This window comes from Prosthecobacter sp. GW821-HT29F12 (assembly GCF_058803405.1).
In genome coordinates this window covers 3,556,209-3,578,316 of sequence record NZ_CM179517.1, presented here as the reverse complement: position 1 = coordinate 3,578,316, position 22,108 = coordinate 3,556,209, and the positions used below count along the sequence as shown (strand labels likewise).

The 22,108-nt window shown below is 59.0% G+C and carries 19 protein-coding genes; 13 read left to right on the top strand and 6 right to left on the bottom strand.

What is annotated here, in order from left to right:
- The first annotated feature begins 400 nt into the window (after positions 1–400).
- Positions 401–1,933, top strand: a complete 1,533-nt coding sequence (locus tag AC3RLQ_RS14805; protein WP_493038334.1) for a B12-binding domain-containing radical SAM protein — start codon at positions 401–403, stop codon at positions 1,931–1,933.
- Between the two features lie 18 nt (positions 1,934–1,951).
- Here the strand turns inward: AC3RLQ_RS14805 and AC3RLQ_RS14800 are convergent, their stop codons facing one another.
- Complete coding sequence (locus tag AC3RLQ_RS14800; protein ID WP_493038332.1) at positions 1,952–4,657, bottom strand: carboxypeptidase regulatory-like domain-containing protein; 2,706 nt, start codon at positions 4,655–4,657, stop codon at positions 1,952–1,954.
- A gap of 136 nt (positions 4,658–4,793) precedes the next feature.
- Here AC3RLQ_RS14800 and AC3RLQ_RS14795 point away from each other — a divergent pair, with 136 nt between their 5' ends.
- From AC3RLQ_RS14795 to AC3RLQ_RS14775, 5 genes are all read left to right on the top strand, one after another.
- On the top strand, positions 4,794–5,516 hold the full coding sequence (locus AC3RLQ_RS14795; RefSeq protein WP_493038330.1) for a DUF1826 domain-containing protein: 723 nt from the start codon (positions 4,794–4,796) through the stop codon (positions 5,514–5,516).
- 60 nt (positions 5,517–5,576) lie between these two features.
- Positions 5,577–6,230 carry a helix-turn-helix transcriptional regulator gene (locus tag AC3RLQ_RS14790; RefSeq protein WP_493038329.1) on the top strand — a complete coding sequence of 218 codons (654 nt, stop codon included), beginning with the start codon at positions 5,577–5,579 and terminating at the stop codon, positions 6,228–6,230.
- Between the two features lie 23 nt (positions 6,231–6,253).
- Positions 6,254–6,967, top strand: coding sequence for a hypothetical protein (locus tag AC3RLQ_RS14785; RefSeq protein ID WP_493038327.1), 714 nt, complete (start codon positions 6,254–6,256; stop codon positions 6,965–6,967).
- A 76-nt stretch (positions 6,968–7,043) separates the two neighbouring features.
- Entirely contained in the window at positions 7,044–9,731 is a 2,688-nt protein-coding gene (locus tag AC3RLQ_RS14780; RefSeq protein WP_493038325.1) for a hypothetical protein, read from the top strand.
- 57 nt (positions 9,732–9,788) lie between these two features.
- Entirely contained in the window at positions 9,789–10,139 is a 351-nt protein-coding gene (locus AC3RLQ_RS14775; protein WP_493038323.1) for a VOC family protein, read from the top strand.
- A 3-nt stretch (positions 10,140–10,142) separates the two neighbouring features.
- Here AC3RLQ_RS14775 and AC3RLQ_RS14770 read toward each other — a convergent pair whose 3' ends face one another.
- Positions 10,143–11,258, bottom strand: coding sequence for a quinone-dependent dihydroorotate dehydrogenase (locus tag AC3RLQ_RS14770; RefSeq protein ID WP_493038321.1), 1,116 nt, complete (start codon positions 11,256–11,258; stop codon positions 10,143–10,145).
- A 122-nt stretch (positions 11,259–11,380) separates the two neighbouring features.
- On the opposite strand from AC3RLQ_RS14770, the gene AC3RLQ_RS14765 reads away from it, so the two are divergent.
- Positions 11,381–11,842, top strand: a complete 462-nt coding sequence (locus AC3RLQ_RS14765; RefSeq protein ID WP_493038319.1) for a hypothetical protein — start codon at positions 11,381–11,383, stop codon at positions 11,840–11,842.
- A 61-nt stretch (positions 11,843–11,903) separates the two neighbouring features.
- Positions 11,904–12,650 (top strand): ATP-grasp domain-containing protein, encoded by a 747-nt coding sequence (locus AC3RLQ_RS14760; RefSeq protein WP_493038317.1) that lies wholly within the window; start codon positions 11,904–11,906, stop codon positions 12,648–12,650.
- Between the two features lie 10 nt (positions 12,651–12,660).
- Here the strand turns inward: AC3RLQ_RS14760 and AC3RLQ_RS14755 are convergent, their stop codons facing one another.
- Positions 12,661–13,938: a hypothetical protein gene (locus AC3RLQ_RS14755; RefSeq protein ID WP_493038315.1), complete on the bottom strand. Its 1,278-nt coding sequence runs from the start codon at positions 13,936–13,938 to the stop codon at positions 12,661–12,663.
- Positions 13,939–14,019: 81 nt separating this feature from the next.
- On the opposite strand from AC3RLQ_RS14755, the gene lipA reads away from it, so the two are divergent.
- Entirely contained in the window at positions 14,020–14,922 is a 903-nt protein-coding gene (gene lipA, locus AC3RLQ_RS14750) for a lipoyl synthase (RefSeq protein WP_397381680.1), read from the top strand.
- 22 nt (positions 14,923–14,944) lie between these two features.
- On the opposite strand, the gene AC3RLQ_RS14745 is transcribed toward lipA, so the two are convergent.
- A complete protein-coding gene (locus AC3RLQ_RS14745; protein WP_493038313.1) occupies positions 14,945–15,367 on the bottom strand; it encodes a carboxymuconolactone decarboxylase family protein in 423 nt (140 codons plus the stop codon).
- A 7-nt stretch (positions 15,368–15,374) separates the two neighbouring features.
- Positions 15,375–15,656, bottom strand: a complete 282-nt coding sequence (locus AC3RLQ_RS14740) for an antibiotic biosynthesis monooxygenase (protein ID WP_493038311.1) — start codon at positions 15,654–15,656, stop codon at positions 15,375–15,377.
- A 90-nt stretch (positions 15,657–15,746) separates the two neighbouring features.
- Here AC3RLQ_RS14740 and AC3RLQ_RS14735 point away from each other — a divergent pair, with 90 nt between their 5' ends.
- Complete coding sequence (locus tag AC3RLQ_RS14735; protein ID WP_493038309.1) at positions 15,747–16,643, top strand: LysR family transcriptional regulator; 897 nt, start codon at positions 15,747–15,749, stop codon at positions 16,641–16,643.
- 121 nt (positions 16,644–16,764) lie between these two features.
- Entirely contained in the window at positions 16,765–18,651 is a 1,887-nt protein-coding gene (gene nagB / locus AC3RLQ_RS14730) for a glucosamine-6-phosphate deaminase (RefSeq protein ID WP_493038308.1), read from the top strand.
- An 8-nt stretch (positions 18,652–18,659) separates the two neighbouring features.
- On the opposite strand, the gene AC3RLQ_RS14725 is transcribed toward nagB, so the two are convergent.
- Positions 18,660–19,139 carry a Fur family transcriptional regulator gene (locus tag AC3RLQ_RS14725; RefSeq protein WP_422323096.1) on the bottom strand — a complete coding sequence of 160 codons (480 nt, stop codon included), beginning with the start codon at positions 19,137–19,139 and terminating at the stop codon, positions 18,660–18,662.
- Between the two features lie 303 nt (positions 19,140–19,442).
- Between AC3RLQ_RS14725 and AC3RLQ_RS14720 the strand changes: the two genes are divergently transcribed.
- Positions 19,443–20,030 carry a hypothetical protein gene (locus AC3RLQ_RS14720; RefSeq protein ID WP_493038307.1) on the top strand — a complete coding sequence of 196 codons (588 nt, stop codon included), beginning with the start codon at positions 19,443–19,445 and terminating at the stop codon, positions 20,028–20,030.
- Between the two features lie 93 nt (positions 20,031–20,123).
- Entirely contained in the window at positions 20,124–22,073 is a 1,950-nt protein-coding gene (locus tag AC3RLQ_RS14715) for a hybrid sensor histidine kinase/response regulator (protein WP_493038306.1), read from the top strand.
- Positions 22,074–22,108: the final 35 nt, after the last annotated feature.

The following is a 22,108-nucleotide window of genomic DNA, read 5'->3' as shown; positions in this document are numbered from 1 at the left end:
GGTTAGGCGCGGGTGGGTTGCAATGTCAAACGTCCCCTGCGGGAGTTTGGGTGCATTCCATGCAAATGCCTCGCGGCCTGCGCGCGGCAAGATGCCCGCATAGCATTGATTTTGAGAAGCGGGCAGCTTCCTCCTCACGCCTGATGATCCAGCCCAGGCCGAACTAGTCGAGGTGCGAAACCACGATATAGATACACAGGGCCAGTGCCGTGAGCAGAAAGAGGTGACTGGGATGCAGTTTCATGAATGACTCGTTTCAGGGGCTCCTCATTCTTGGAATTTAAGAGGATGCCTGATGCGGAGCAGCGTGCGTGCCAATGTAAGAAGGCGGCGGCAGGATGGACCAAGGTGAGCGCAAAGGTGTTTGCTGCGCAGCGACTACTCGGCCACACTCGGTGTGATGCCCGACATCGTCCTAGCCACGCTCAACGCCAAATACATTCACAGCTCTTTCGGGCTGCGCTACCTGCTGGCGAACTTGGGAACCTTGCGTGAGCGGGCCTGCATCGCGGAATTTCAGATCAATCAGGCGCCGCTGGAAATCGTGGAGGCGGTGCTGGCGCTGGAGCCGCGCATTGTGGGTTTCGGGGTGTACATCTGGAATGTGGTGGAGACGACGGAGGTGCTGGGGATGCTGCGGCGGTTACGGCCGGAGATCCGGATTGTGCTGGGCGGACCGGAGGTATCGTATGAATGGGACGGCCAACCCATCGTGGCGCTGGCGGATCATGTGATCACCGGCGAGGCGGATCTGAAGTTTGCCGAAGTTTGTGGTGTGCTGCTGGGTGAAGATGCGGCGGCGCAAGCGGCGCTGCCGAAGGTGATGCCTGCCGGACTGCCGACGCTGGAGAAGGTGGTCATGCCCTATGATCTCTACACGGAGTCGGATCTGGCGCATCGCATCCTCTATGTGGAGGCGTCGCGCGGGTGCCCGTTCACCTGTGAGTTCTGCTTGTCCTCGCTGGATGTGCCGGTGCGTGCCTTTGCCATCGATGCGTTTTTGCAGGCGATGCAGGGGCTGCTGGACCGGGGGGCGCTGACGTTTAAATTTGTAGATCGCACCTTCAATCTGCATCTGCCGACGAGCATGGCGATCCTGCGCTTTTTCCTGGACCGCTGGAGGGACGGGATGTTTCTGCATTTTGAGATGGTGCCGGACCGTCTGCCGGAGCAACTGCGCGACATCATCCGCGAGTTTCCTGCAGGCGCGGTGCAGTTTGAGGTGGGCATTCAAACCTTTGATGAGGCGACTTCGAAGAACATCAGCCGGCGGCAGAATCTGACGCGGCTGGAGGACAATCTGCGGTTTTTGCGCGAACAGACCGGCATCCATGTGCATGCCGACCTCATCGTGGGACTGCCGGGAGAGGACGTGGCGAGTTTTGGGCGTGGCTTTGACCGGTTGGTGAAGATGGGGCCGCAGGAGATTCAGGTGGGCATTTTGAAACGGCTGCGTGGTACGCCGATCGTGCGGCATGATGCGGAGTTTGAGATGAAGTACTCGCCGGTGCCTCCTTATGAGATGCTGGAGAACCGGGACATTCCTTTCGTTGAAATGCAGCGCATGCGGCGCTTTGCGCGCTACTGGGATCTGGTGGCGAACAGCGGAAACTTCACCGCGACGCTGGATCTCTTGTGGCAGCAGAATGAGTCGCCCTTTGTCGCCTTCATGGCCTTTGCCGAGAGCTTGTACAAGAAGCTGAAGCGCACCCATCAGATTGCGCTGCCGGTGCTGGCGCAGGCGCTGTTTGATTATCTGACGCAGGAGTGTGGGGTGCCGCGCGAACTCGCTGCCGCGACGATGATGCAGGACTGGAACCGGGTGCCGGGGCGTGAATCGTTACGGCTGAGCGGGGCGAAAGCTGCAGAGAGTGAAGCGCCGAAGCGCAGCACTGCGGGAAGCAGGCAGGCGCGGCATGTGGTGGCGGGGTAGAGCGGGGGGAATGGCCGGCTACTTCTTCAACGCGGCAAGTGCCGCGAGTGATGCCGCCGGCCAGTCGTGACCATAGGAGATGATCTTGCCCTGGCGGTCGATGACCACATAGGTGGGAACGCCACGGATGTCGTAATCGCGCCAGGAGGACGGGTCGTCTCCCTCAGTTGTAATGGGAAAAGTGTAATCGGGGTGCTTGGACAGAAATTCGGTGACTTCCTCAGCCGGGTAGCCGCAATGGGCGATGATTTCCAAGGGCTCATGCTGATGCTCCTGCCAGAAGGCGGCGACCTTCGGCAAGTTGGCCAGACAGGGGCCACACTGGAGGCCCCAGAAGTCGATGATGCGTACTTTGCCGCCTGCTTTGGCGGCGAGAGGTGCCGAGTTAATCCAGGTTTCGACACGCAGGGGCGGTGCCGTTTGGCCGATCAAATTCAGCGGCTCCTTGGGGAGGGAAAAGGGCGGTGATGGATGCTCCGGCAGCCGCAGTTGCAGCGTGGTGGTGCCGGTCTTGACCCGTCTGCCACATTCAAGGTCCTGTCCTTGCGCGTTGCGTGCCGAGGCCGTGACGTGAAACCAGCCTTTGACCAAGCCGGTGAGTTCGAAACGGCCTTGAGCATCGGTGTGGGTCTTGCGGCGGAGCAAGTCTGCAGTGATCTCGGCATCGGCCACGGGCTTGCCGGCATGATCCACTACGGTGCCATTTACTGTGCCGTCGGCATCAGGCATGACCAAGCGTATCTCTTTTGAGGGGACAGTGATGAACTGGTCGATCTCACGACTGAAATCTGCCGTTTCCTGAAACGCGCTGACATACACGCTTCCGGCTACCAGGGGGCCAATTTGGAAAGCGCCATGATCGTCGGTTTTGGTGTTGTTATGCCCACTGGGCTGGTTGTCGCCTGAGTAACGAACATCTGCGCCTTCGACGGGGCGTCCGGAGCTGTCCACCACCGTGCCTGTCACCATGTGTCCGGGCTCTGTCAGCGTGAAGGAAAGCTGCTTCGTCTGGTTCGGGAGCAGTTTCACTTCACGCAGCACTTCACGATTGTACCCGTCAGCGCTGCATGAAATGAACGGCTTCAGTGTTGTCCATAAACGAGGAATCACATAGCGGCCGTCGGCATCGGTGTCGGCTGTCTCCGGAACGAGGTCTGGGATGTCGTCGAAATTGTCCATCAAGCTCACGCGTAAACTCCAATCTGTCCACTGCACGCGCGCGCCTTGGATGGGAAAGCCGCTTTGATCCGTCACGCGGCCTTCGACACGGGCAAAACCGTCGCGTTTGAGCTGGAGGGTTACCGACTGGCCGCGTTTTGCGGGCGTGATTTCTGACATGGATCTGGCACCATCCCAGGCGATGGCGGCGACGCCTTTGGCCTCAGCGGGGACGAGGATCGTGAAGGAACCCTCTTTCGAGGTCTTGACCGGTTCGGGTCGCGACCAGGAGTGTTCGGTGGTGAGCATGACCGAAACGTTTGCGGCTGGAGTTCCGTCAGGACTCAACACATGACCGGTGACCATGTCCGAAGGTTTCACCGGCTGCAGTTTGAATTGAACCGTCTTGCGTTCGCCGCTTTTCACAGTCACCGGGATTTTGAGATGTGATCCGCTGGTGTGGTACTCCTTGGGTGGGACACGTTGCATGCGGTAGTTGACGGTGTGGCTGCCGGCAGGCAGGCGAAAGATGATCGGCTCCTCCACCTTTTTTCCCGTGTCTTCATCGAGGACTTCTCCGGTCACAATGGCGGCGCGCTCAAGGCGGATGTCACCTGCATCGGCCGTTTCTCCTTCTCGCACAGAAATATGTGACTCAGAGCCGATCCACTCGTCGCTGAGCGGTGGGCCGAGGCGGAGCCTGATCTTGTAGCTGGAAGGTGGGATCTGGGTCAGGAGGAAACTGCCGTCAGCTTTCGTCCTGACATCATCGCCATAGGCTGTTTTGTAAGGGCTCGTTTCGAGGATGGAAACCAGCACACCGCCTGCTGGCGCATTGTTGCCATCCACGATGCGTCCGCTCATCGAGCCGGGTTTCGTGAGTGTGATCTTGTGCTCTGCTCCATCGTTCTTTGGCAAGGCGGCTGCATAAATGATATGCTTGTCGTAAGGCTGGGCAAAGCGACTGTCGGCGTGATTGAGGTAGATTGCGGTATCCAACGGCAGGCGGGTGATGACACAGCGCCCGTCCTGATCGGTCGTCGCTTTCCACAGATTGCCAGGGAGCCTGGAGATGTTACCAAATCTAGGGAACTTTTCTCCACGTACGTGCTTGCCGGAAAAGCTGGTGACCCAGACTTCAAGGTTTGCTGCGGGCTGTCCGTCTGGCTGCAGAACCCTGACTTTCGCATCCGCCGAGGGGCCGAGGGTGATTTTAATCGGGGTGGACTGGCCAGATGGGTTGATCAAGTTAACAAGTGCCGTTCCAACTTGCTTGTCCGGTGACACGGCGAGCACCTGTGCGCCTAAAACCTTCCCATCGCCGAGTTGTTCGCACTGGCTGTGAAACCTGCCATGGGCGTCTGTGTGGCCTGAGGCCAGAATCGGATTTTCAATGGCGCGTGGGTTGGTGCATGAAACATAGATTTCCACGTCTGCGGCAGGCGTGCCGTCCGCACGAATTACCTCGCAATCGATCAGAACGGGTTTGGCAGCCTCATCAACGGCAAACAATACCGTGAGAGTCAGGCATAGCATCAGGATACCATAGTAAGTTGTTTTATTCATCTTGCGTCATTACATCAAGAGTCAGAGTCAAATGCAATGCCGGTTATAAGTGAAATATGGGGGCGGCGGGCCAGAATGATGAACAAACAATGGTCAGACGGCGGAAGTGATACTATGGAGTCAAGACACTCTATTGATGATCGCGGGCAACCAGCTCTTTACTCAACTCGACGACTACCCGCGCCTGAAAGTGGTGGGCAGTTTTGAGGAACTGGTCATGACGCCGATGCGTGATGGCATCAACGCCTTGTGCTGGCCGCGTATGCTGCCGGGGGATTTTGGCGAGATCGTGGAGAAGCTGGGGGTGGGGAAGGGGATCACGAGCATCGATGAGGAGCGTCTATTGGCGCTGGAACTGAGCGACGCGGGACGGGTGGCACGCGAGATTTTGCTGCAAGATCAGGAACTGCTGCGCGCCCGCGAGCTGCTGCCAAGCCTCGACTGCATCAACGGCTACGAAAATGAGATCGAGCCCGACCTGCTGCGCACGGATGTGCAGTCCTGGCATGTGGACAGCGCCACTGTGGAGGCGGACACTTATTTGTGCACCTACCTCGGAGCTGCCTCCGAAGGGCTGCGCAATGAGGAGGCGATACGGCGGGTGGATGTGCCTGAAATGCGTGCGGAACTGCGGCAGCTTTATGGCGGAGGTGATGACGTGGGCTTTCGCGAGTTCCTGAACGAAAATTATCTGGATCTGCATTACAAACCGCTGCCGCATGCCCTGCCGTTTTCTTTTGGACTGGGTCCTCTCTGGCGCATCGCCACCTTGTATCCGGAAAGTCCGGTGCCCCCGTGCATTCACCGTGCCCCGGCGACGCTACCCGGACAGCCGCCGCGGCTGCTGCTGATCAGCTGAAGGCTGGACGCAGTATTGCGTCCGGCGTGCAGCGGCGCTAGTCTGGGGGCCAACCAAGCCATGTTAACCCTGCTCCGAGAAATGCTGCACTCGCCAGTGCTGGACATCGTCCAGCGCCTGAAGCATTCCACGGGCATGACGGTGACGGAGCTCTGCACGGCGATGAAGATGAGCTACATGGGGGTGAAGCAGCACTGCGTGGAACTGGAAAAGGCGGGATTTCTGGACACCTGGCGCCGGCCCAAGGCGGCAGGGCGGCCCGAAAAACTGTACCGGCTCACGGCCAAAGCGGACGCTCTTTTCCTGAACTGCGGGCCGCCGCTGACGCTGGATCTGCTGGCAACGGCGGAGAAGGTCTATGGCGAAAGCGCCCCGCCGAAGCTGCTGTACACCTATTTCCAGTCCAAGGGGGAGGCGTGGGGTGCCAAAGTGGCCAAGGCAACGACTCTGGAAGAACGTGCCCGGCTGCTGGCAAAGCTGCGCAGCGCGGATGGATGCATGAGTGTCGTGGAGACGGATGCACAGGGGCGGCTTCTTCTGGTGGAGCATCACCGGCCGCTGCGGGAACTGGCGGCGCGCTACGGCATCGTGGATGAACTGGAGTGTGAATTGATCGAGCGGCTCATGGGCTGCGAGGTGCGTCGTTCGGTGGAAGAAGTGTCGGGTCTGGTACGTGTTACTTTTCACATCAAGACAACAGCGCATTCAGCATGACTTCAGGTAACGCAGGCAGGACAATGGCATGGATCAAGGCAGTGGCAGCAGCAGGCACGTGCCTGCTGGCATCGTGTGGCAGCAGCATCGCTCCGCTGCGGCCCGCCTGGCAGCAGGACCCGAATCTTTTTCATCAGGGCTTTCCTGCTTATCAGGAGCAAATGACGAAGACTCCGCACATGGTCGCACGGATTGTCTATTCCGCGCCGGAGCAGATTGCGCAAATGATGGAACGTCAGGGTGATGTGCCGGATGCGCAGCGCGGATTTGCGCGCATGGGGGATGGCACGGTGGATCTTGCGGTGCAGGACGTGGCTACGGGACAGTGGATTGAATCCTATCTTTGCGGTGGCATTTTGTTTGTGGCGGGACTGCCCCAGCAGGCATACCGCATCGTGTTAAAAAATCGCACGCCGATGCCGCTGCAGATCGGCGTGGGGATCGATGGCAAGGACGCCGAGACAGGTGGTGTGGCATCTCTCGGGCGTGGCAACCTGCGCGTGGAAAAGAGCGGCACACTGGTGATGGATCACACGCCGCGTGGTCCGCTGTTGTTTAAGGCGGTGAGCGGTGATGCGGCCTTGTTTGACACCAGCCCCCAGGGGCGCGTGGGAGTCATTCAACTGGCGGTGTTTCTTGCCTCCGACGCGCCGAGCATCGGGCCGGAAAAACTGCGCGCCAGCCAGATCGCACCTTTTGGACTGTTTCCAATCGGCAGGCCGGAGCAGTATCGTTGAGGTGGTGCGCAGGGAGTTGACAGTTGTTTATCCAGAGCTTGTGGAGTTCGGAGAGCTTGGGTAACTTTGGAAGCTCATGCTTCGTTTTCTGCGCCGTCTTCTGCTGTTTTTGGTCGCCAGTTTTATGCTGGCGGGCGGCGTGTATTTGAACACGACGGCCTTTCATGAGCGCTGGCATGGGTTTGTCACCGGGGAGCTGGCGCAGCATGGGGTGCATCTGAATTTCGAACGCCTGACAGTAAATCCGTTTGGCGGGCTTGTGGCGCGTGGTGTGAAGGTGTTCAATGATGCAAGCAAGCAGCACATCGTGGCGTCCGTGGACCGGTTGAACCTGGATGTTGATTTTGGCAGCCTGATTGAAGGCAGGGTCAAGATTGACGGACTGGAGCTGCTGCATGCAAGCATGGCGCTGCCGGTGGACCCGGAACGGCCCGAACTGACGGTGATCGAGCTGAAGGATCTCAGCGCGCGGGCTTTGCTGGAAGAGCGACAGCTGGACATCCGGCATGCGGAAGGGCTGCTGTCCGACGGGCTGCGCATCTTGATCAGCGGGGTGCTGGAACTGCCGGAGTCCAAATCAGACCAGCCAGGACCCAGTGCGCAGGAGCGGCTGATCGCGATACGCGAGCACCGTGTGCAGATTCAACATGGGCTGGACTGGCTGGCGCGGTTTCGTGCGCCGCATGTGCCCACCCTGAATGTGAAGGTCTCCGGGGCGCTGGACCGCCCTCAGGAACTCAAGGCTGAGCTGCTGTTTCAGGCGGATGGTCTGGAGTTTGAAGATTATGTCTGGAAGGAACTCGTGGCGGAGGCGGAGTATGACGGCGGGTTTGTGGATTTGAAGCGGCTGCATTTGGTGGATCATCTGGGCACGCTGGAGGCGACGGCCACGTGGCGCATCGGTGCGGATCGCCTGCGCTTCCGGCTGACGTCGAGTGCCGACCTGCCGGGGCTGGCACGGGCGTTTTTCAGCAGCGAGCAGCTGCGCGAGGTGGTGTTTTATGAAGCGCCGCAGCTGGCGCTGGAGGGGAACATCTTTTTGAACAAAAAACAGCCCGAGGATTTTCTGCCGGCGGAGGTGACCGGCCGGCTGGACTGCGGGCGGTTTGGCAGTCGCGGGGAGGTTTTCAATTCACTCAGCCTGACACTTGGAGCGAACCCTGAGGGCATCTTTGTGCGTGATGCGCTGCTGAAGCACAAGACCGGCACGCTGGCGCTGGATGTGATGAGGCACCGCAGCCTGGGTTTCCGATACAATCTGGAACTGCGCATGGACCCTACTGTGTTTCTTCCTTTCGTGCTGCTGCCGAAGACTCGTGAAATCATCCAGCGGTTTGCCTTCGATGAGACATCGCAGATCGATGTGCATCTGTCCTGTGCCGGGCCGTCGACCAACATGCGCGAATGTCCCAGTTCAGGCCACGGTGTGCTGCGTCATTTCAGCTACAAGAATGTGGCGTTTGATTCCGCCGAAATGGATCTGGCATTTCTCGGAGACATCCAAAACTATGCGAATGTGCGGGTGCAGCGTCCGGATGGACCGGCGGAGGCGGAGCTGGTGTTTGTGAACGATGATGACAACGAGAAGTGGCTGCGGCTCGTCAATGTGCATACGGTCGCGGACGCGGCGGGCATTGTGCGTGCGTTTGCCCCGAAGGTGGCGGACCAGATCGCGCTCTACCGATTCTCCGCCGGGACGGATGTGACCGCCAACGGCACGATCGGCTACAAGGGGAATCCCCAGTTCAACAACTACAAAGTGGATTTCAAAAACCCGACGGGTGGCGCGCATTACGTGCTGTGGAACGAGGACTATCCGATCAATGCGCCGAATGGAGACATTCACATCATCGGCAGCATGCTGCACTTTGATTTCAACGGCCGCCTTTTTGGGGACACCCTGAATGCCAAAGGCGCGGTGAATCTCACGCCCGGGGTGAGGGGCTATGACGTGGAGGTGAAGGCGGGACGCTTTCCGTATGCTGTGTTTGGCCGCAAGCTGCCGTTTGAGGAGGTGCGGGCGGAGGTGCACAACCGGGAGGGGATTTCCCGGATCGACATCGCGGCAGACGTGCTTGGAGGTGACATGACCTTGAAAGGCAACCTCAACGACAACCGCGAGCCGAACACGTACGATGGTGAGCTGCGCATGAACGCCCTCAGCTTCCAGCGCTTCGCGCAGGTGTACTCTCCGGGGAATGAAAGTGTGGGAGACATCAGCGGCCATTTCAAATTTACCGGGCGCATGAACGACTGGAAGGCGCTGAAGGGCGGTGGTGCGCTGATGATTCTCAATGGCAACCTCCTTGCTCTGCCCGTCCTTGGGCCGCTGACGCCGATCATTGGTGCGTTCCTTCCTTCGCCGATCAAGGGCTACAACGTGGCCAAGAAAGCGGACTGCACTTTTGAAGTGTCGGACGGTTTCATCGTCACTGGAAACATCGAGGCCGAGTCCAGTGCCTTTCGCATTTTCAGCCGCGGCAACGTGGACTTCATCCGCGATGACATCGACTTCAATGCCGAGGTGCGCATGCGAGGCCTGGGCATCCTGCTGTTTCCGGTGACGCAATTGCTGGCCTACAAGGGCTCGGGCACCATTGGTGACACCAAGTGGTCCCCGCGCATCTTTGGCGGTGGCAATAAGGACGAACGAAAACCACCCACTGAAAAAGAGCTGCAGGAAGCGCAGCGCATCGGGGGCAGTCCGGCCCGGCCGAAGGTGCCGCCTTCTCCGCCGAAGCAGCGGCCATTGTTTGGGAATTGATGGGGCTGTTTGAAGGATTTGCTGTCTTCAACGAGCGGACTGTGGCACGGAGGCCGCATGAAAGTAGAACGACTCAAATACGTCATCTGGGCCGCGGACATGAACCGCGCGGTGAATTTTTATGCCGCCGTCTTTGGCGGCACGATCCTCAAGCAGAATGACATCATCAGCGAGGTGTCCATCTGTGACGGCATCATTGGCATCCATGGCGGTGGTGAGGGAAGCCGCACCTGGACCGGGCTCAGCTTTCAGGTGCCGGATGTGATCGAAGGCGCGCAGGAGATTGTCGCCGCTGGTGGTCAGCTCACGCGTGAACCGCAGCCCGAGAATGGCGAGCCGCCGCATCTGGCCATGTGCGTGGACACCGAGGGGAATGAGATCATGCTCACGCGGAAGCGGGCGCATTGATTTTCATGAGGGGTCGAGGTCGGCACCGACGGCTTCGCTCACGTTTCGAAAACCATCCTTTGCCAGCAGCTGGCAAAAACCTTGGTTGATGCGCTTGATGACGCCGGGGCCTTCATAAATGAGGGCGGTGTAGATCTGCACGAGAGATGCGCCGAGGCGGAGTTTGCGGTAGGCGTCCGCTGCGGTGAAGACGCCGCCGGTGCCGATGATGACATGACGCTGGCGATTCATTCGCGTGGCCAGTCCGGCGATGCAGCGGTTGATCAAGTCTTCGACTGGTTTGCCGGACACGGCACCGGGTAACTTTTCCCACGCGTTGCGCGGTGTGGTGAGGCGCAAGGTGGCGGGCTTTCCGGGCGGGAGATTGAAGGAGAAGCCGCGCACGAAATTGAAGGCGTCTGTTTCTGACAGCAGGCGGTCGTGTTCGGCCGGATCGTCGCGTGGGGCGACTTTTAGAAACACGGGGCAGGTGATGTTGAGCGGTTTCAGCAATTGCAGCAGGCGCGTGATGTTGCCGGGCTGGGCAAAGAAGTCTTTCCCACCGGCGGCATTGGGGCAGCTCAGGTTCAGCATGAGATAACCGGCATGGGGATGCACCAGCGAGACGCTGCGCTGGTAGTCGGCGAGGATGGCATCGTCACTGCATGCAGGAGCAACGGGACCGAAGTTGGTTTTGACGATGTTCACGCCGAGCGGTATGCGCATGCGCTGTGCGGCCAGCCGAGGGGCGATGACTTCGGCGCCTTCATTGGGCAGGCCATAGTTGACGATGATGGCCTGATCCTGCGGCAGCCGGAACAGACGTGGCTTTGGATTGCCTTGGGAGGGCTGCGCGGAGATGGAGCCGATCTCGGCGAAAGCGAAGCCGAGATGATCGAGCATGCGCAGCGCGCGCGCGCTTTTGTCCCAGCCGGCGGCGAGGCCGACAGGGTGATCGAACTGCAGCCCTGCGACTTCGCATTGCAGTTCCGGGGCTTTGAACTCCAGGCAGGCCCGGGCGATCTTCGGGATGAAAGGCAATGCTCCTGCAATCCGACAGGCTTCGACTGTCCCATGATGCGCTGTTTCCGCGTCGAGCCTGAAGAGCAGGGGACGAATGAGGGTGGAGTAGAGTGACATGAGGGGGCAAAATGGAGCCGGGCAGAGTAGTCCGAACCACGTGACAATCCAATCTCATCAAGCTCATTGGAAAGCTGCTGACAAGCGCGTGAATTAGTGAATGATCTTTGACGGCAACTACCATGAGTGAAACATCCATCCAAGAAATCATGCAGGCTTACGCCGCCGATGCGGTGGGGTATGCGCGGAGCCAGTTTGGAATCGACTTGGATTACTCCGAGCAGAGCCTGGTCAGCGTTGACAATCTGCTGTCGATGATGACGGCGCAGGGGCTGCTGGCGACAGAAGAGATGTCTGAGGATCGGCAGGATTACATCTGGACTTTGTGCAAGGCGATTGGGGGCTACGTGGGAGAAGTGATCGTAAGGCACATCGGGGCGCAATGGGAGACCGCGGCCAGCGCCGATGGAAGTGAGACGATCAAGCTGAAGGTTGCAAACCGGCTCACGGCCTCCCCACCTGAAAAAGTGTGGAAGCGACTGACCGAGTCTGAGACAGACATGATCATTGGGTACTACCGGGCACTGCAACACATGCTCGGGCTCAAGAAATTTTTGCCACCTGAGCTGGGAGGACTGAGGTGAAAATCTGGCAGTCCGCATCACAACGGAATGAAATATCTTTGAAATACAGCCAGCCTCCCTCGTGAATACTTTTCAGCGTGCTTATCTTGAGCAGAATGGGCTGAGGAAGTACCGCCATGAGGAGTCGCTGGTTTACCGTGAGTGTGAGCGATTGGGGATGGAGGTGGTGCCCTATCTTGCCAAGCAGGTGCAGCGGCGGCAGCTTCCGCTGACCCGGGAATGCTTCATTTGCGGTGACATGGATGCCATGCATGGAGCGATGAAGCATTTGGGCATTGAAGTGCCTGCGCCAAACGACTTTCCGAAATCGTTGGAGCCGTATTTGCATCGTCGAGTCTGGCGGAGTTCTGTCGCGGCGCTGGAATCCGCGCTTGATGGTGGACGCGAAGTTTTTGCCAAGCCTGCTGGTCGTCGAAAGCAGTTTACCGGGCGGGTGTTTCAATCTCCCTCTGATATGTCCTTCCTTTCGAGGGTAAGCCGGCAGGAGCCGCTGTGGTGCTCCGAGATCGTGAACTGGCGGTCGGAGTTTCGCATCTATGTCGTTGGAACAGACATCGTGTCTCAAGACCACTACGCAGGGGATTCTGCGGCAGCGCTGTGCCAGTCCACCATTATCGAAGCCATTCAACAGTTCTCTGCGTCAGGCGAGGCTCCGGCGGCATACGGGATCGACTTCGGTTTGCTCGATACCGGTGAGACAGCCTTGGTGGAAGCGAATGACGGATATGCTCTAGGAGCGTATGCCATTGATGCCAGCAGCTATTCCAGGCTCCTTTTCACTCGCTGGCATCAGCTTGCCCACACCTGAAGACGCCAGCTTACTCCCCAGGCACAAAGAACTCGCGGCGCAGTTTGCTGAAGACGACTTCGGAGGTGCCGAATTTGGGGAGTAGACGGCGGCGGCCGGTGGTGTAGGTGACGTAGACTTCGTCGCGGTAGAGATGCATGAAGGGGGTGTTCACGGCGTTGAAATCGACAATGGAAAAGGCCTTGGTGTAGTTCTGGTAATGGCTGTCGATTTGGACGACATCGCACTTGTTGCGGGTGACGGTAGTGCCGCCCATTGGCACGCTGGGGGCGGTGAACATGGCGACGAGGCCGATGGGCTTGCCGAAGTCACAGAGGGTGGGGCGGCCGATGCCGTAGGTCCATTTAGTGACGGGGGCGTCGAAGTGGAAGAGGTCAGTCTTGGCGGCTTTGCACAGCATGTAGCCGGTTTCGATGACGTTGGAGCGCAGGTGGAGATAGATGTGGGTTTTGTCCTGGGTGATGACGGGTTCGGCGAGGATTTTGACTTCGTTCTTGAGCAGGCGTGGGTCGGGGGTGCCGAGGAGTTCCCAGGTCGCGCCTTGGTCGGCGCTGCGCATGAGGATGTTGGTGAGCAGGCGGGTCTGGCCGTCCTGTGAGTTTTTGATCTGGATGGTGCTGTAAAGCTGGCCGTCGAATTCGACGAAGTCGCAGGCGGTGCTGATGCCTTTGGAAAAGGAGGCGCCGGTGCCAGAGCTGAAGAGGAAGTCGAGATGGCTCTGCAGGGCGGCCTGGGTGAGGTCGATCACCTTATCAGGCTGCTTGGCGATGGTGCAGCGCAGGGGGTGGAGTTCGGACAGCGTGGCGGTGGCGATGTGGTAGTCGCGGTAGAAGGCGCGATAGGCAGAGCCGGGATCGCCTTCCTGGCGGCCGGTGAAGAAGATGCGGAGGGTTTCCTCTCCCAGCGCATGGATCATGGGGGCTGAAACGAAGGTGCCGCCGAGGGTGATAGCGCCGGAGGAATCGCCTGCTTTGGCGATGTCGACCCATTTGGCCGTGGCGGTGGGATTGAGGATGTTAAAAACGGCCATGCGGGCGATCTGCCCGGCCTTGTTTTCATCCGGGGTGGATTCATTGCACTGATAGACGGCGTAGCCGATGCCCTGCACGATGCGCAACCCGGACTGATGGGCGTAAAGCTCCTTCTGGTAGTTGCTGACAATTTGCGCCTTATCGACAAAGGAGCGGGAGGAGACCTGGCCGTCCGGCCGCAGGGTGGGTTCGGCGGCGAAACTGGTGCAAACCAGCGCCACTAGGAGGGGTAAAGGGCGAAAAAACGCGGGCAGCATGGTCTTGAAGTTATCGAGCGGCGTATGGATGTCCAAACGCGTTGCAATTGCCCCTCATTTGGGCCATTCATCACCCCGCCCATGACCCCCAAGATCGACCCCGCCCTGCATCGCGACAAAAAACCGGAATGGATCCGAGTGACGCTGCCGCGTGACCCGAAGTTTTGGAGCACGAAGGGGCTGATCACCGATTTGAAGCTGCACACGGTCTGTGAGGAGGCGCAATGCCCGAACCGCTGGGAATGCTGGAGCCAGGGCTCGGCGACATTCATGATCGCCGGAGACCGCTGCACGCGTGCCTGCGGATTCTGTGCGGTCAAAACGGCCAAGCCTTTTGCGCTGGAAGCCGATGAGCCGCAGCGTGTGGCCGAGGCGACGAAGCGCATGGGATTGAACCACATCGTCATCACCGCCGTGGCGCGTGATGACATGAAGGACGGCGGCGCAGAGCACTTTGCCCGGACCATCGAGGCCGTGCGTGAAGCGGTGCCGACGATTACGATTGAGATTCTTGTGCCTGATTTCAACGGCAAGGACGACGCGCTGGAAGTCGTGATGAAGGCGAAGCCGCACATTTTCAACCACAACCTGGAAACCGTGGAGCGTCTGACGCCGCTGGTGCGCAGTCGTGCGATGTATCACCGCAGCCTGCATGTGCTGAAGCGTGCGAAGGCGATGGCGGAAGAACTCGGCACCAAGTGCGCGACGAAGAGCGGGCTCATGCTTGGCCTGGGCGAGACGGAGACGGAACTGTTTCAGGCGATGGACGACCTGCGCGAGCATGACGTCACCGTGCTGACTTTGGGCCAGTATCTGCGTCCCTCCCCGCAGCATCTGCCGGTGATCGAGTACGTCCATCCGGACACGTTTGAAAACTACAAGCAGATCGCGCTGAAGAAGGGCTTCCGCCACGTGGCGAGTGCGCCGCTGGTGCGGAGCTCGTACCACGCTTCGGATTTCAAGCCTGAGCTGGATCTGGAATAGGCTCGTTTCGAACTCTCGCGGATTATTTGCGGAAGCCGCCAGCCATGCGGTTCCAAAAGTTTGCGAGGGAGACGACGAAGCCAAGGGCCACGATCTCCTGTTCTGAGAACAGGGTTGTCAGTTGCTCATATTCCTGCGCATCGTCATGGACGGTGGCCTTGTGTGTCAGTGCCTCAGCCCAAGCCAGGGCGGCCTGCTCACGTGGAGTGAACAACGGGGAAGTACGCCAATCGGGGAGTTGTTCGAGGCGTGCCTGATCTTCTCCCAAGTGCCTTGCTTCGGCCTGATGAAGTTGAATGCAGTAGGCGCAGTGGTTGATCTGCGAGACGCGGAGTTCGACAAGCGCCCTCAGGTTGGGGACAATGGCGGTTTGGGACAGGTCGCGGGTCAGTTGTCGGAAGCGGGAGGTCAGTTCCGGCTCGATTTGGGAGTAATCAATTCTCATGGGCTGGTTAAAGGGTTCCGGTTTCCAACTGCTGCAGGTAGATGAAGTCGGGCGCTTTGACGCCGGCTTCGGCTCGGATTTGCACAAGCTGGGGGGATTCAAAGAACGTCCTGGCGTCGGCGATGGATGTCCATGCGGAGAAGTGTACGATTTTGTTCGGATCGTCGTGGTAGTTGAGGACCTGATAGGAGCGCTCGCCGGCTGCTTTGCGAATGCCGGCGGCGCGGTCAAAAATGCTTTTCCATGCCGTGTAGTCGGCGACTTCGTGGATGATGAGAACGTGCTGCACTGGGGTGGTGGGTTGAGGTGAGCACACAGTTACAGAGGTGTTGATTCTTGTGGAAATGCTATCAATGCATTAGATTGATGCTCTGAAAGCATGAATCGTCCCTCCATCCATGAGCTTGAATGCTTCGTTGCAGTTGCCGAGGCCTTGAGCTTTTCCAAGGCTGCCGCGAAGCTCAACCTTTCCCAGCCCGCCTTGTCCCGGCAGATTCAGGGGCTGGAGTCCAAGCTGACCGCCCGCTTGCTGGAGCGCAACACGCGGGCTGTTTCATTGACGCATGCAGGGAGGTTGTATCTGGAGGATGCGAAGCAGCTGCTGACCCAGCTTGACCGGGCAACGGAAGTCATCCGCCGCGTGGGGGCCGGAGAACCGCAACGGCTGCGACTCGCCTTTGTGGGGGCCTTGCTGGATGATGGTCTGGTGAGGCTGCTGCAAAAGTTTCGTGCCGAGCGGCCCGACTGTCAGATTCACATGGTTGATATGGCCCCGGCAGAACAACTGACGGCTTTGGTGGGCGGAGAGATCGACGGGGCGTTCATCGGTGCGGCACCTGCCAAAGTTTCCCGGCAGATAGAGACTTTGGTCTGGAAGCGAGAGCCACTGCAGGTGGTGCTGCCGGAGCAGCATGCAATGGCCAAAGGTGCATCGCTGAAACTAGCCCAACTCAAGGCTGAAAGCTGGGTGATGGTTTCTGGGAAGGCCGCGCCGGGTTTTCGAGAGCATGTGGGTGTGCTTTGCAGGCAGGCGAAGTTTCAGCCGAAGGTGGTGCAGGAGTCAGATCGTGTGGCGGCTGTACTGACAATGGTCGCCGCAGGGCAGGGGATCAGTGTCTTGCCGGAGTCTCTGTCACGCTGGCTCGGTGTCGGCGTGGTCTTTAAAAACGTGCGTGAATCGAAAGCGATGCTGACGCACGCCTTTGCATTCAGGCGTGGTGATTCTGGACCTGAGTTGCAGGAGTTTGCCCGGATGCTGGCGGCTCAGAAAGGTTGATGTGGTTTTTGACATGCCATGCGCATGCATTAGGCGGAGACTAATGCAGGGGCGTTTAAAGTGAAAGCGTGTTGCGTGCGCGGCATTTCGCGTTCTCTTCGTACAACCCCAACCCACCACCATGTCCATTCGTCCTCCTGCCGAAGCCTACGAGAAAGTTCCGACTGTCATTTTCCCAGACTCCGCCAAGGCGGCCAAAACGCTGGCGCAGGAAGTGAAGCAGTTGATCGAGACCAAGAACAAGGCGGGCCAGCCTGCTGTGCTGGGCATGGCAACGGGATCAACACCTGTGCCGTTCTATCGCGAGCTGATCCGTCTTCACAAAGAGGAAGGACTGAGCTTCAAAAACGTCATCACTTTCAACCTCGACGAGTATTATGGTCTCAGCGCGGATCATCCTGAGAGCTACTCGAAGTTCATGGCGGAGCAGTTGTTTGACCACATCGACATTCCGAAGGCGAACATCAACCTTCCGAGCGGCACGGTGCCGGGAGACCAGGTCTTCAACCACTGCCGCCAGTATGAGGAGAAGATCCAGGCCTCCGGTGGCATTGATCTGCAGATTCTCGGGATCGGTCGAACAGGCCACATCGGCTTCAACGAACCTGGTTCCAGCCGTGACTCGATGACACGCCGCATCACGCTGGACCGCGTGACGCGCCAGGATGCTGCCAGCGATTTCCGCGGGGAGCAGAACGTGCCGCACTTCGCCATCACCATGGGTGTGGGTACGATTTTGCGGGCGAAAAAGCTGGTGCTGATGGCCTGGGGAGAAAACAAGGCCGTCATGGTGGCCAAGGCCGTCGAAGGGCCGATGACGGAAGTGATTTCGGCCTCCTTCCTGCAGGATCACCCGGATGCGCGGTTCTTCATCGATCACGGTGCTTCCCGTGAACTCACGCGTATCAAGCTGCCATGGCTGGTGGGCCCGGCATCCTGGACACCGCGTGAGACGCGCCGCGCGATGGTGTGGCAGGCCTTCAAGATCAACCGCCCGATTTTGAAGCTCGTGGACGAGCATTACAATGAGAACGGCCTCTCCGATCTGCTTTCCGAGCAGGGGCCGGCTTATCAGCTGAACATCCGCATCTTCAACCAGCTGCAGCACACCATCACCGGCTGGCCCGGCGGCAAGCCCGATGAGGACGACACGTACCGCCCTGAGCGTGCACGGCCGTATCCCAAGCGCTGTCTTGTTTTCAGTCCGGAGCCTCAGGATGCCATCACCGGCATGGGCGGCACGATTGATCGCATGGTGGAACAAGGGCATGATGTGCGCCTGATCTCGCTGACCTCCGGAAGCCTGCGCGTGCCGGACAGTGAGGCGGATAAATTTGCCGAGACATTGCTGGAACTGGCCTCCAATGCGGCCAATCCGGCCACGTGGGCGGCTCAGGTGGCCTATGCGCGGGAGGCGCTGGGCCTGCTGGAAGCGAAGGGCGAGTTCGGCGAGGACCCGCCGCTGCTGCGGCAGCTCAAGGGCCTGATTCTGCGCGGGGAACTGCGCGATGCGGCTCATACGGTGGGTCTGGCCAATGACCGGGTCACCTTTTTGGACCTGCCCTTTTATGAGCACGGTCGTTACCGCCGTTTCAAGAGCACGGATGAGGACCACAAGGCGCTGGTGCGCCTGTTGCAGGAGCACAAACCGCATCAGATTTACGTCACGGGTGACGCAGCCGATCCATCGAGCGTCGCAGGCATCTGCTTCCGCCTGTTGATCGCTGCATTGCAGTCGTGTGCAGGCGAGGAGTTCGCCGGTTCCTGCAGCGTGTGGCTGTATCGGGGCAAGGAGCGTCCGCTGGAGCCGCATGAAATCGACATGGCGATTCCGATGAGCCCCTTGCAAATCGAGCGCAAGGCCAACGCCCTGTCACGTTACGGAGCTCTGTCTTCCCTGGAAAAAGAAGCGCCGGAGACCAATCGCGAAAACGCGCGGCTTTATGATGCACTGGGCCTGGCCGAGTACGAGGCTATTGAGACCTTCCAACGCTGGCGCCGGGTTTAATCCAGTTCTTAACCAGCTACTGCGAGCCTGGCATCGCGGTAGCTGCATTTTCCCAGCCGCCGAAGCTCGTCGCAGTGGGCTTCGATGCGCATGCTCTTCATGCTGGGCTGAAAACCAAGCCGGCGTGTGATGCAGTCATGCAGCAGGGCGGTGTGATCATCCTCAAACTCCACCACTCGATCGCAGTCGAGGCAGATCAGGTGGTTGTGCTGGGGCTTGTCGAGGAAATTGGGGTCGTAGTAGGTCTGGTCACGGCCCAGATCGACTTCGCGCAGGAGACCACACTCTACCAGTAGGGTCAGGGTGCGGTAGACGGTGGCCCGGGAAACGGTGCTGTCGAGTTTGCGCGCCTTCTCCAGCAGCTCCTCGGCTTTGAAGTGGTCATCGGTGGCAAAGGCAGCCTCCACAATGACATCCCGTTGCTTGGTACGGCGCAGTCCCTGGCTGGCCAGATGTTTTTCCAAGCGTTGAGTGATACGTTCGTCCATGTGAGAGGGAGGTTAGCCATGGCAGCGGATCGCGCAAGGCAGGGCTTTTTTGAAGAAGAGGGCGATGAAATGCCGGGTTTTAGGGAAGTTGTGTGAAAAAATGCCGTGTAGGGCTGCGAGCTAAGCTGATGCTTAGTTTGTTATAACAGAGTGAACTAAGCGAAAACAAGGTCGGTGGAGAGATCCCTTATAAAACAGGTACATTTTGCAAAGAAAGCATGCGTGGCGTTCAAATTAATTTAAAATATTTATGGCTTTTATTGTTAATATTGATAAAATTACCCATACTGCCTGATTCCAAGCATGCCTTTACCATTTTCATTCTCAACCCAACGCCAAAGCTCTGAGGCCGAAAGTCCCGCAGAAGCCATAGCAATGGCTATTGCAGAGAAGGTGATGAACCATGCCCCCGGGCATGTCAGCACCGAGCCCCTGCAGGGAGTTCAGGGAAGCACCTTTACGGCCCCCGCGTTGGAAGCCCTGCCGCGAGCAGTTCCTCAATTTCCACGTCAGGCAGCGGTGCATCCAGCCAAGCCGCCTTTCAAACAAGAGCCGGAAGCCGTTCTGCCAGTCGAGATGCAGGTGACAGCCGCAATACCGCCGCCGTCATCCCAGCTGGGAGGTGCCTTGGGCCAAGACTTGCCGGCTCAAATCGATCAGCTGCGCAACGATATCTTTGGCATCGCCATGAACGTGAGCGCCATGAATGACCGGATTGACCGCATGGAGCAGCGGCTTCCACAAGCAGGGCAGTCGGTGCAGGCCGGTATCGTCGCGTTGCGTGGTGAGATTGAAACTTGGTTGGAAAACCACCTCAATGCGGCTGTCGAGCACTGCATGAATCAAATCATCAACCGAGCCAATCCTTCTGCCAACCGTTCCGTCAACTGACCGTCATATACTTGTTATTCGATCTTACACTTTATGAACTCCCTGAGACTCCGTATCCTGTTCCCCCTCTGGCTTTTCGGCTTTTTGCCGGCCATGGGAGCCACCCGAATGATGGGGCAGCCGCTTGAATGGTTCTTCGGCATGACAGGTGTCCTCCTCGGTGGCGGTGTCTTTCTGGCTGCTTATTTGATTTCCGGCTGGCTTCTCAAACCGACGACGGCCGTCATGAAGGGCACCACGGCGGTGCTGCGCGGAGTTCCCCCGGACGCCCAGTCCGCTGAATGGCTGCCGGCCGACTTTTGGAAGCTGCGCTGTGACATCAACATGATCTTTGCCAAGCAGCGCCAGGCACTCAATGCCGCTGAGCAGCATGCCTGCCAGACCGCACAGCGCCTGCTCAATGCCGAGCGCCTGCTGCGTGAGGCCTTCACGGCTCTTCAAGGCCTCTTTGCCGCCAGCGATGAAGGGGTGCTCGTGGTGGATGCCCAGGGCTCCATCATCGCCTCCAACGCCAAGTTGGATGATTTCCTCGGCAAGCCGGTGGAAGAAGTTGCCGGACGGGATTCCACGCGTGTTCTCAATGCGCTGATCGAGCGCTTTGAAGAAAAAGCCGTGATAACCGCCTGGATTGAAAAGACCTCCACCCATCTCGAAGGCCAGGCTGAAACGCCGCCGCTCGTCTCCACGGACAACCGGGTATTCTCCCTGCGCTCCAACCCGATGCGCACGGATGCCGGTGAAGTGATCGGACGCATCTGGATCGTGAAAGACCGCTCCGAAATGCGGGTGCTGGAGAACCAGCTGCGCGAATCGCAGAAGATGGGAACCATTGGGCAGCTTGCCGGTGGCATCGCCCATGATTTCAACAACCTCCTCACGGCCATTCGCGGTAACCTCACCCTCGCCGAACTCACCCCTGCGTCTAACCAGGCCGGAGTGCGTGACAAGCTGCAGAATGCCAACCACGCCACCACGCGTGCGGCGGAACTCGTCAAATCCCTCCTCGGCTATTCACGCCGCAGCACCGGTGTCGCCGTGCGCAAGGCCACCAATCTCAAGCGCCTTCTGGCAGACGTGCAGAACCTCCTCAAGCATAGCGTTGATCCGCGTGTCACCATTCAAATGCGCGGCGGCATGGACGCCTCCTATGCGACTGGAGATGCCACGCAGATCGAGCAGGTCATGCTCAATCTCTGCCTTAATGCCCGCGATTCACTGCCCGCAGACAAAGGCGTGATCGAAATCGCCGTCGAAAACGTCACCCACCGCATGCCGTCGAAATCAGCCGAGAGCAATGAGGCTTCCGACTTCGTCATGCTCGTGGTGCGTGACAATGGCCATGGCATCTCTGAGGAGCACCGTCAGCGCATCTTTGAGCCCTTCTTTACGACCAAGGCTGGCAGCAAGGGCACCGGCCTCGGCCTTTCCACCGCGCAGGACATCGTGCGTGAGCACGGTGGCTGGATCGAGTTCGAAAGCGAAGTGGGCCGTGGCACAGAATTCCGCGTGTTTCTTCCACGACTGCTCAATCCTGAGCAGATTGAGGAGGAGGCACCGATCGACAACGGACCGGCCATCAACGCCCCGATCGGCGGCCAGACCACCATTCTGGTGGTGGACGATGAAGCTCCGGTGCGCTCCATCGCCATGAACATGCTCGGCTTCCTCGGCTACCGCGTCCTGGAGGCCTGTGACGGCCAGCAGGCGCTCGACATCCTCCTGCGCAATCAGGAGAAGGTGGACGCCGTGCTGCTCGACATCTACATGCCCAAGCTTTCCGGCCGTGACACCTTCAAGGAACTGCGTGCTGTCGGCAACGATGTGCCGGTGGTGGTTTGCAGCGGTTTTGTGATCGACCCTGATGAATTTACCATTCTCAGCCAGGGCCGGACACCGCCGGTGGACATCATGCTCAAGCCCTACTCGCTGGACGGTTTGAGCAAGGCACTGGCCAAGGCTGTGCAGAAAAAGCCGGGGGATTCCCCAGTTTTTGAGCTCACCGCCAGCCGCGCACCGCAGCAGGCAGCAATGCTTGTTTCCTGAGCACAAGCGAAATCTGGGGGGGAAGAACTGCCTGC

Coding starts and splice junctions, on each gene's coding strand:
- AC3RLQ_RS14805 (WP_493038334.1), top strand. CDS start 401: ATGCCCGACATCGTCCTAGCCACGCTCAACGCCAAATACATTCACAGC.
- AC3RLQ_RS14800 (WP_493038332.1), bottom strand. CDS start 4,657: ATGAATAAAACAACTTACTATGGTATCCTGATGCTATGCCTGACTCTC.
- AC3RLQ_RS14795 (WP_493038330.1), top strand. CDS start 4,794: ATGATCGCGGGCAACCAGCTCTTTACTCAACTCGACGACTACCCGCGC.
- AC3RLQ_RS14790 (WP_493038329.1), top strand. CDS start 5,577: ATGTTAACCCTGCTCCGAGAAATGCTGCACTCGCCAGTGCTGGACATC.
- AC3RLQ_RS14785 (WP_493038327.1), top strand. CDS start 6,254: ATGGCATGGATCAAGGCAGTGGCAGCAGCAGGCACGTGCCTGCTGGCA.
- AC3RLQ_RS14780 (WP_493038325.1), top strand. CDS start 7,044: ATGCTTCGTTTTCTGCGCCGTCTTCTGCTGTTTTTGGTCGCCAGTTTT.
- AC3RLQ_RS14775 (WP_493038323.1), top strand. CDS start 9,789: ATGAAAGTAGAACGACTCAAATACGTCATCTGGGCCGCGGACATGAAC.
- AC3RLQ_RS14770 (WP_493038321.1), bottom strand. CDS start 11,258: ATGTCACTCTACTCCACCCTCATTCGTCCCCTGCTCTTCAGGCTCGAC.
- AC3RLQ_RS14765 (WP_493038319.1), top strand. CDS start 11,381: ATGAGTGAAACATCCATCCAAGAAATCATGCAGGCTTACGCCGCCGAT.
- AC3RLQ_RS14755 (WP_493038315.1), bottom strand. CDS start 13,938: ATGCTGCCCGCGTTTTTTCGCCCTTTACCCCTCCTAGTGGCGCTGGTT.
- lipA (WP_397381680.1), top strand. CDS start 14,020: ATGACCCCCAAGATCGACCCCGCCCTGCATCGCGACAAAAAACCGGAA.
- AC3RLQ_RS14745 (WP_493038313.1), bottom strand. CDS start 15,367: ATGAGAATTGATTACTCCCAAATCGAGCCGGAACTGACCTCCCGCTTC.
- AC3RLQ_RS14735 (WP_493038309.1), top strand. CDS start 15,747: ATGAATCGTCCCTCCATCCATGAGCTTGAATGCTTCGTTGCAGTTGCC.
- nagB (WP_493038308.1), top strand. CDS start 16,765: ATGTCCATTCGTCCTCCTGCCGAAGCCTACGAGAAAGTTCCGACTGTC.
- AC3RLQ_RS14725 (WP_422323096.1), bottom strand. CDS start 19,139: ATGGACGAACGTATCACTCAACGCTTGGAAAAACATCTGGCCAGCCAG.
- AC3RLQ_RS14720 (WP_493038307.1), top strand. CDS start 19,443: ATGCCTTTACCATTTTCATTCTCAACCCAACGCCAAAGCTCTGAGGCC.
- AC3RLQ_RS14715 (WP_493038306.1), top strand. CDS start 20,124: ATGGGAGCCACCCGAATGATGGGGCAGCCGCTTGAATGGTTCTTCGGC.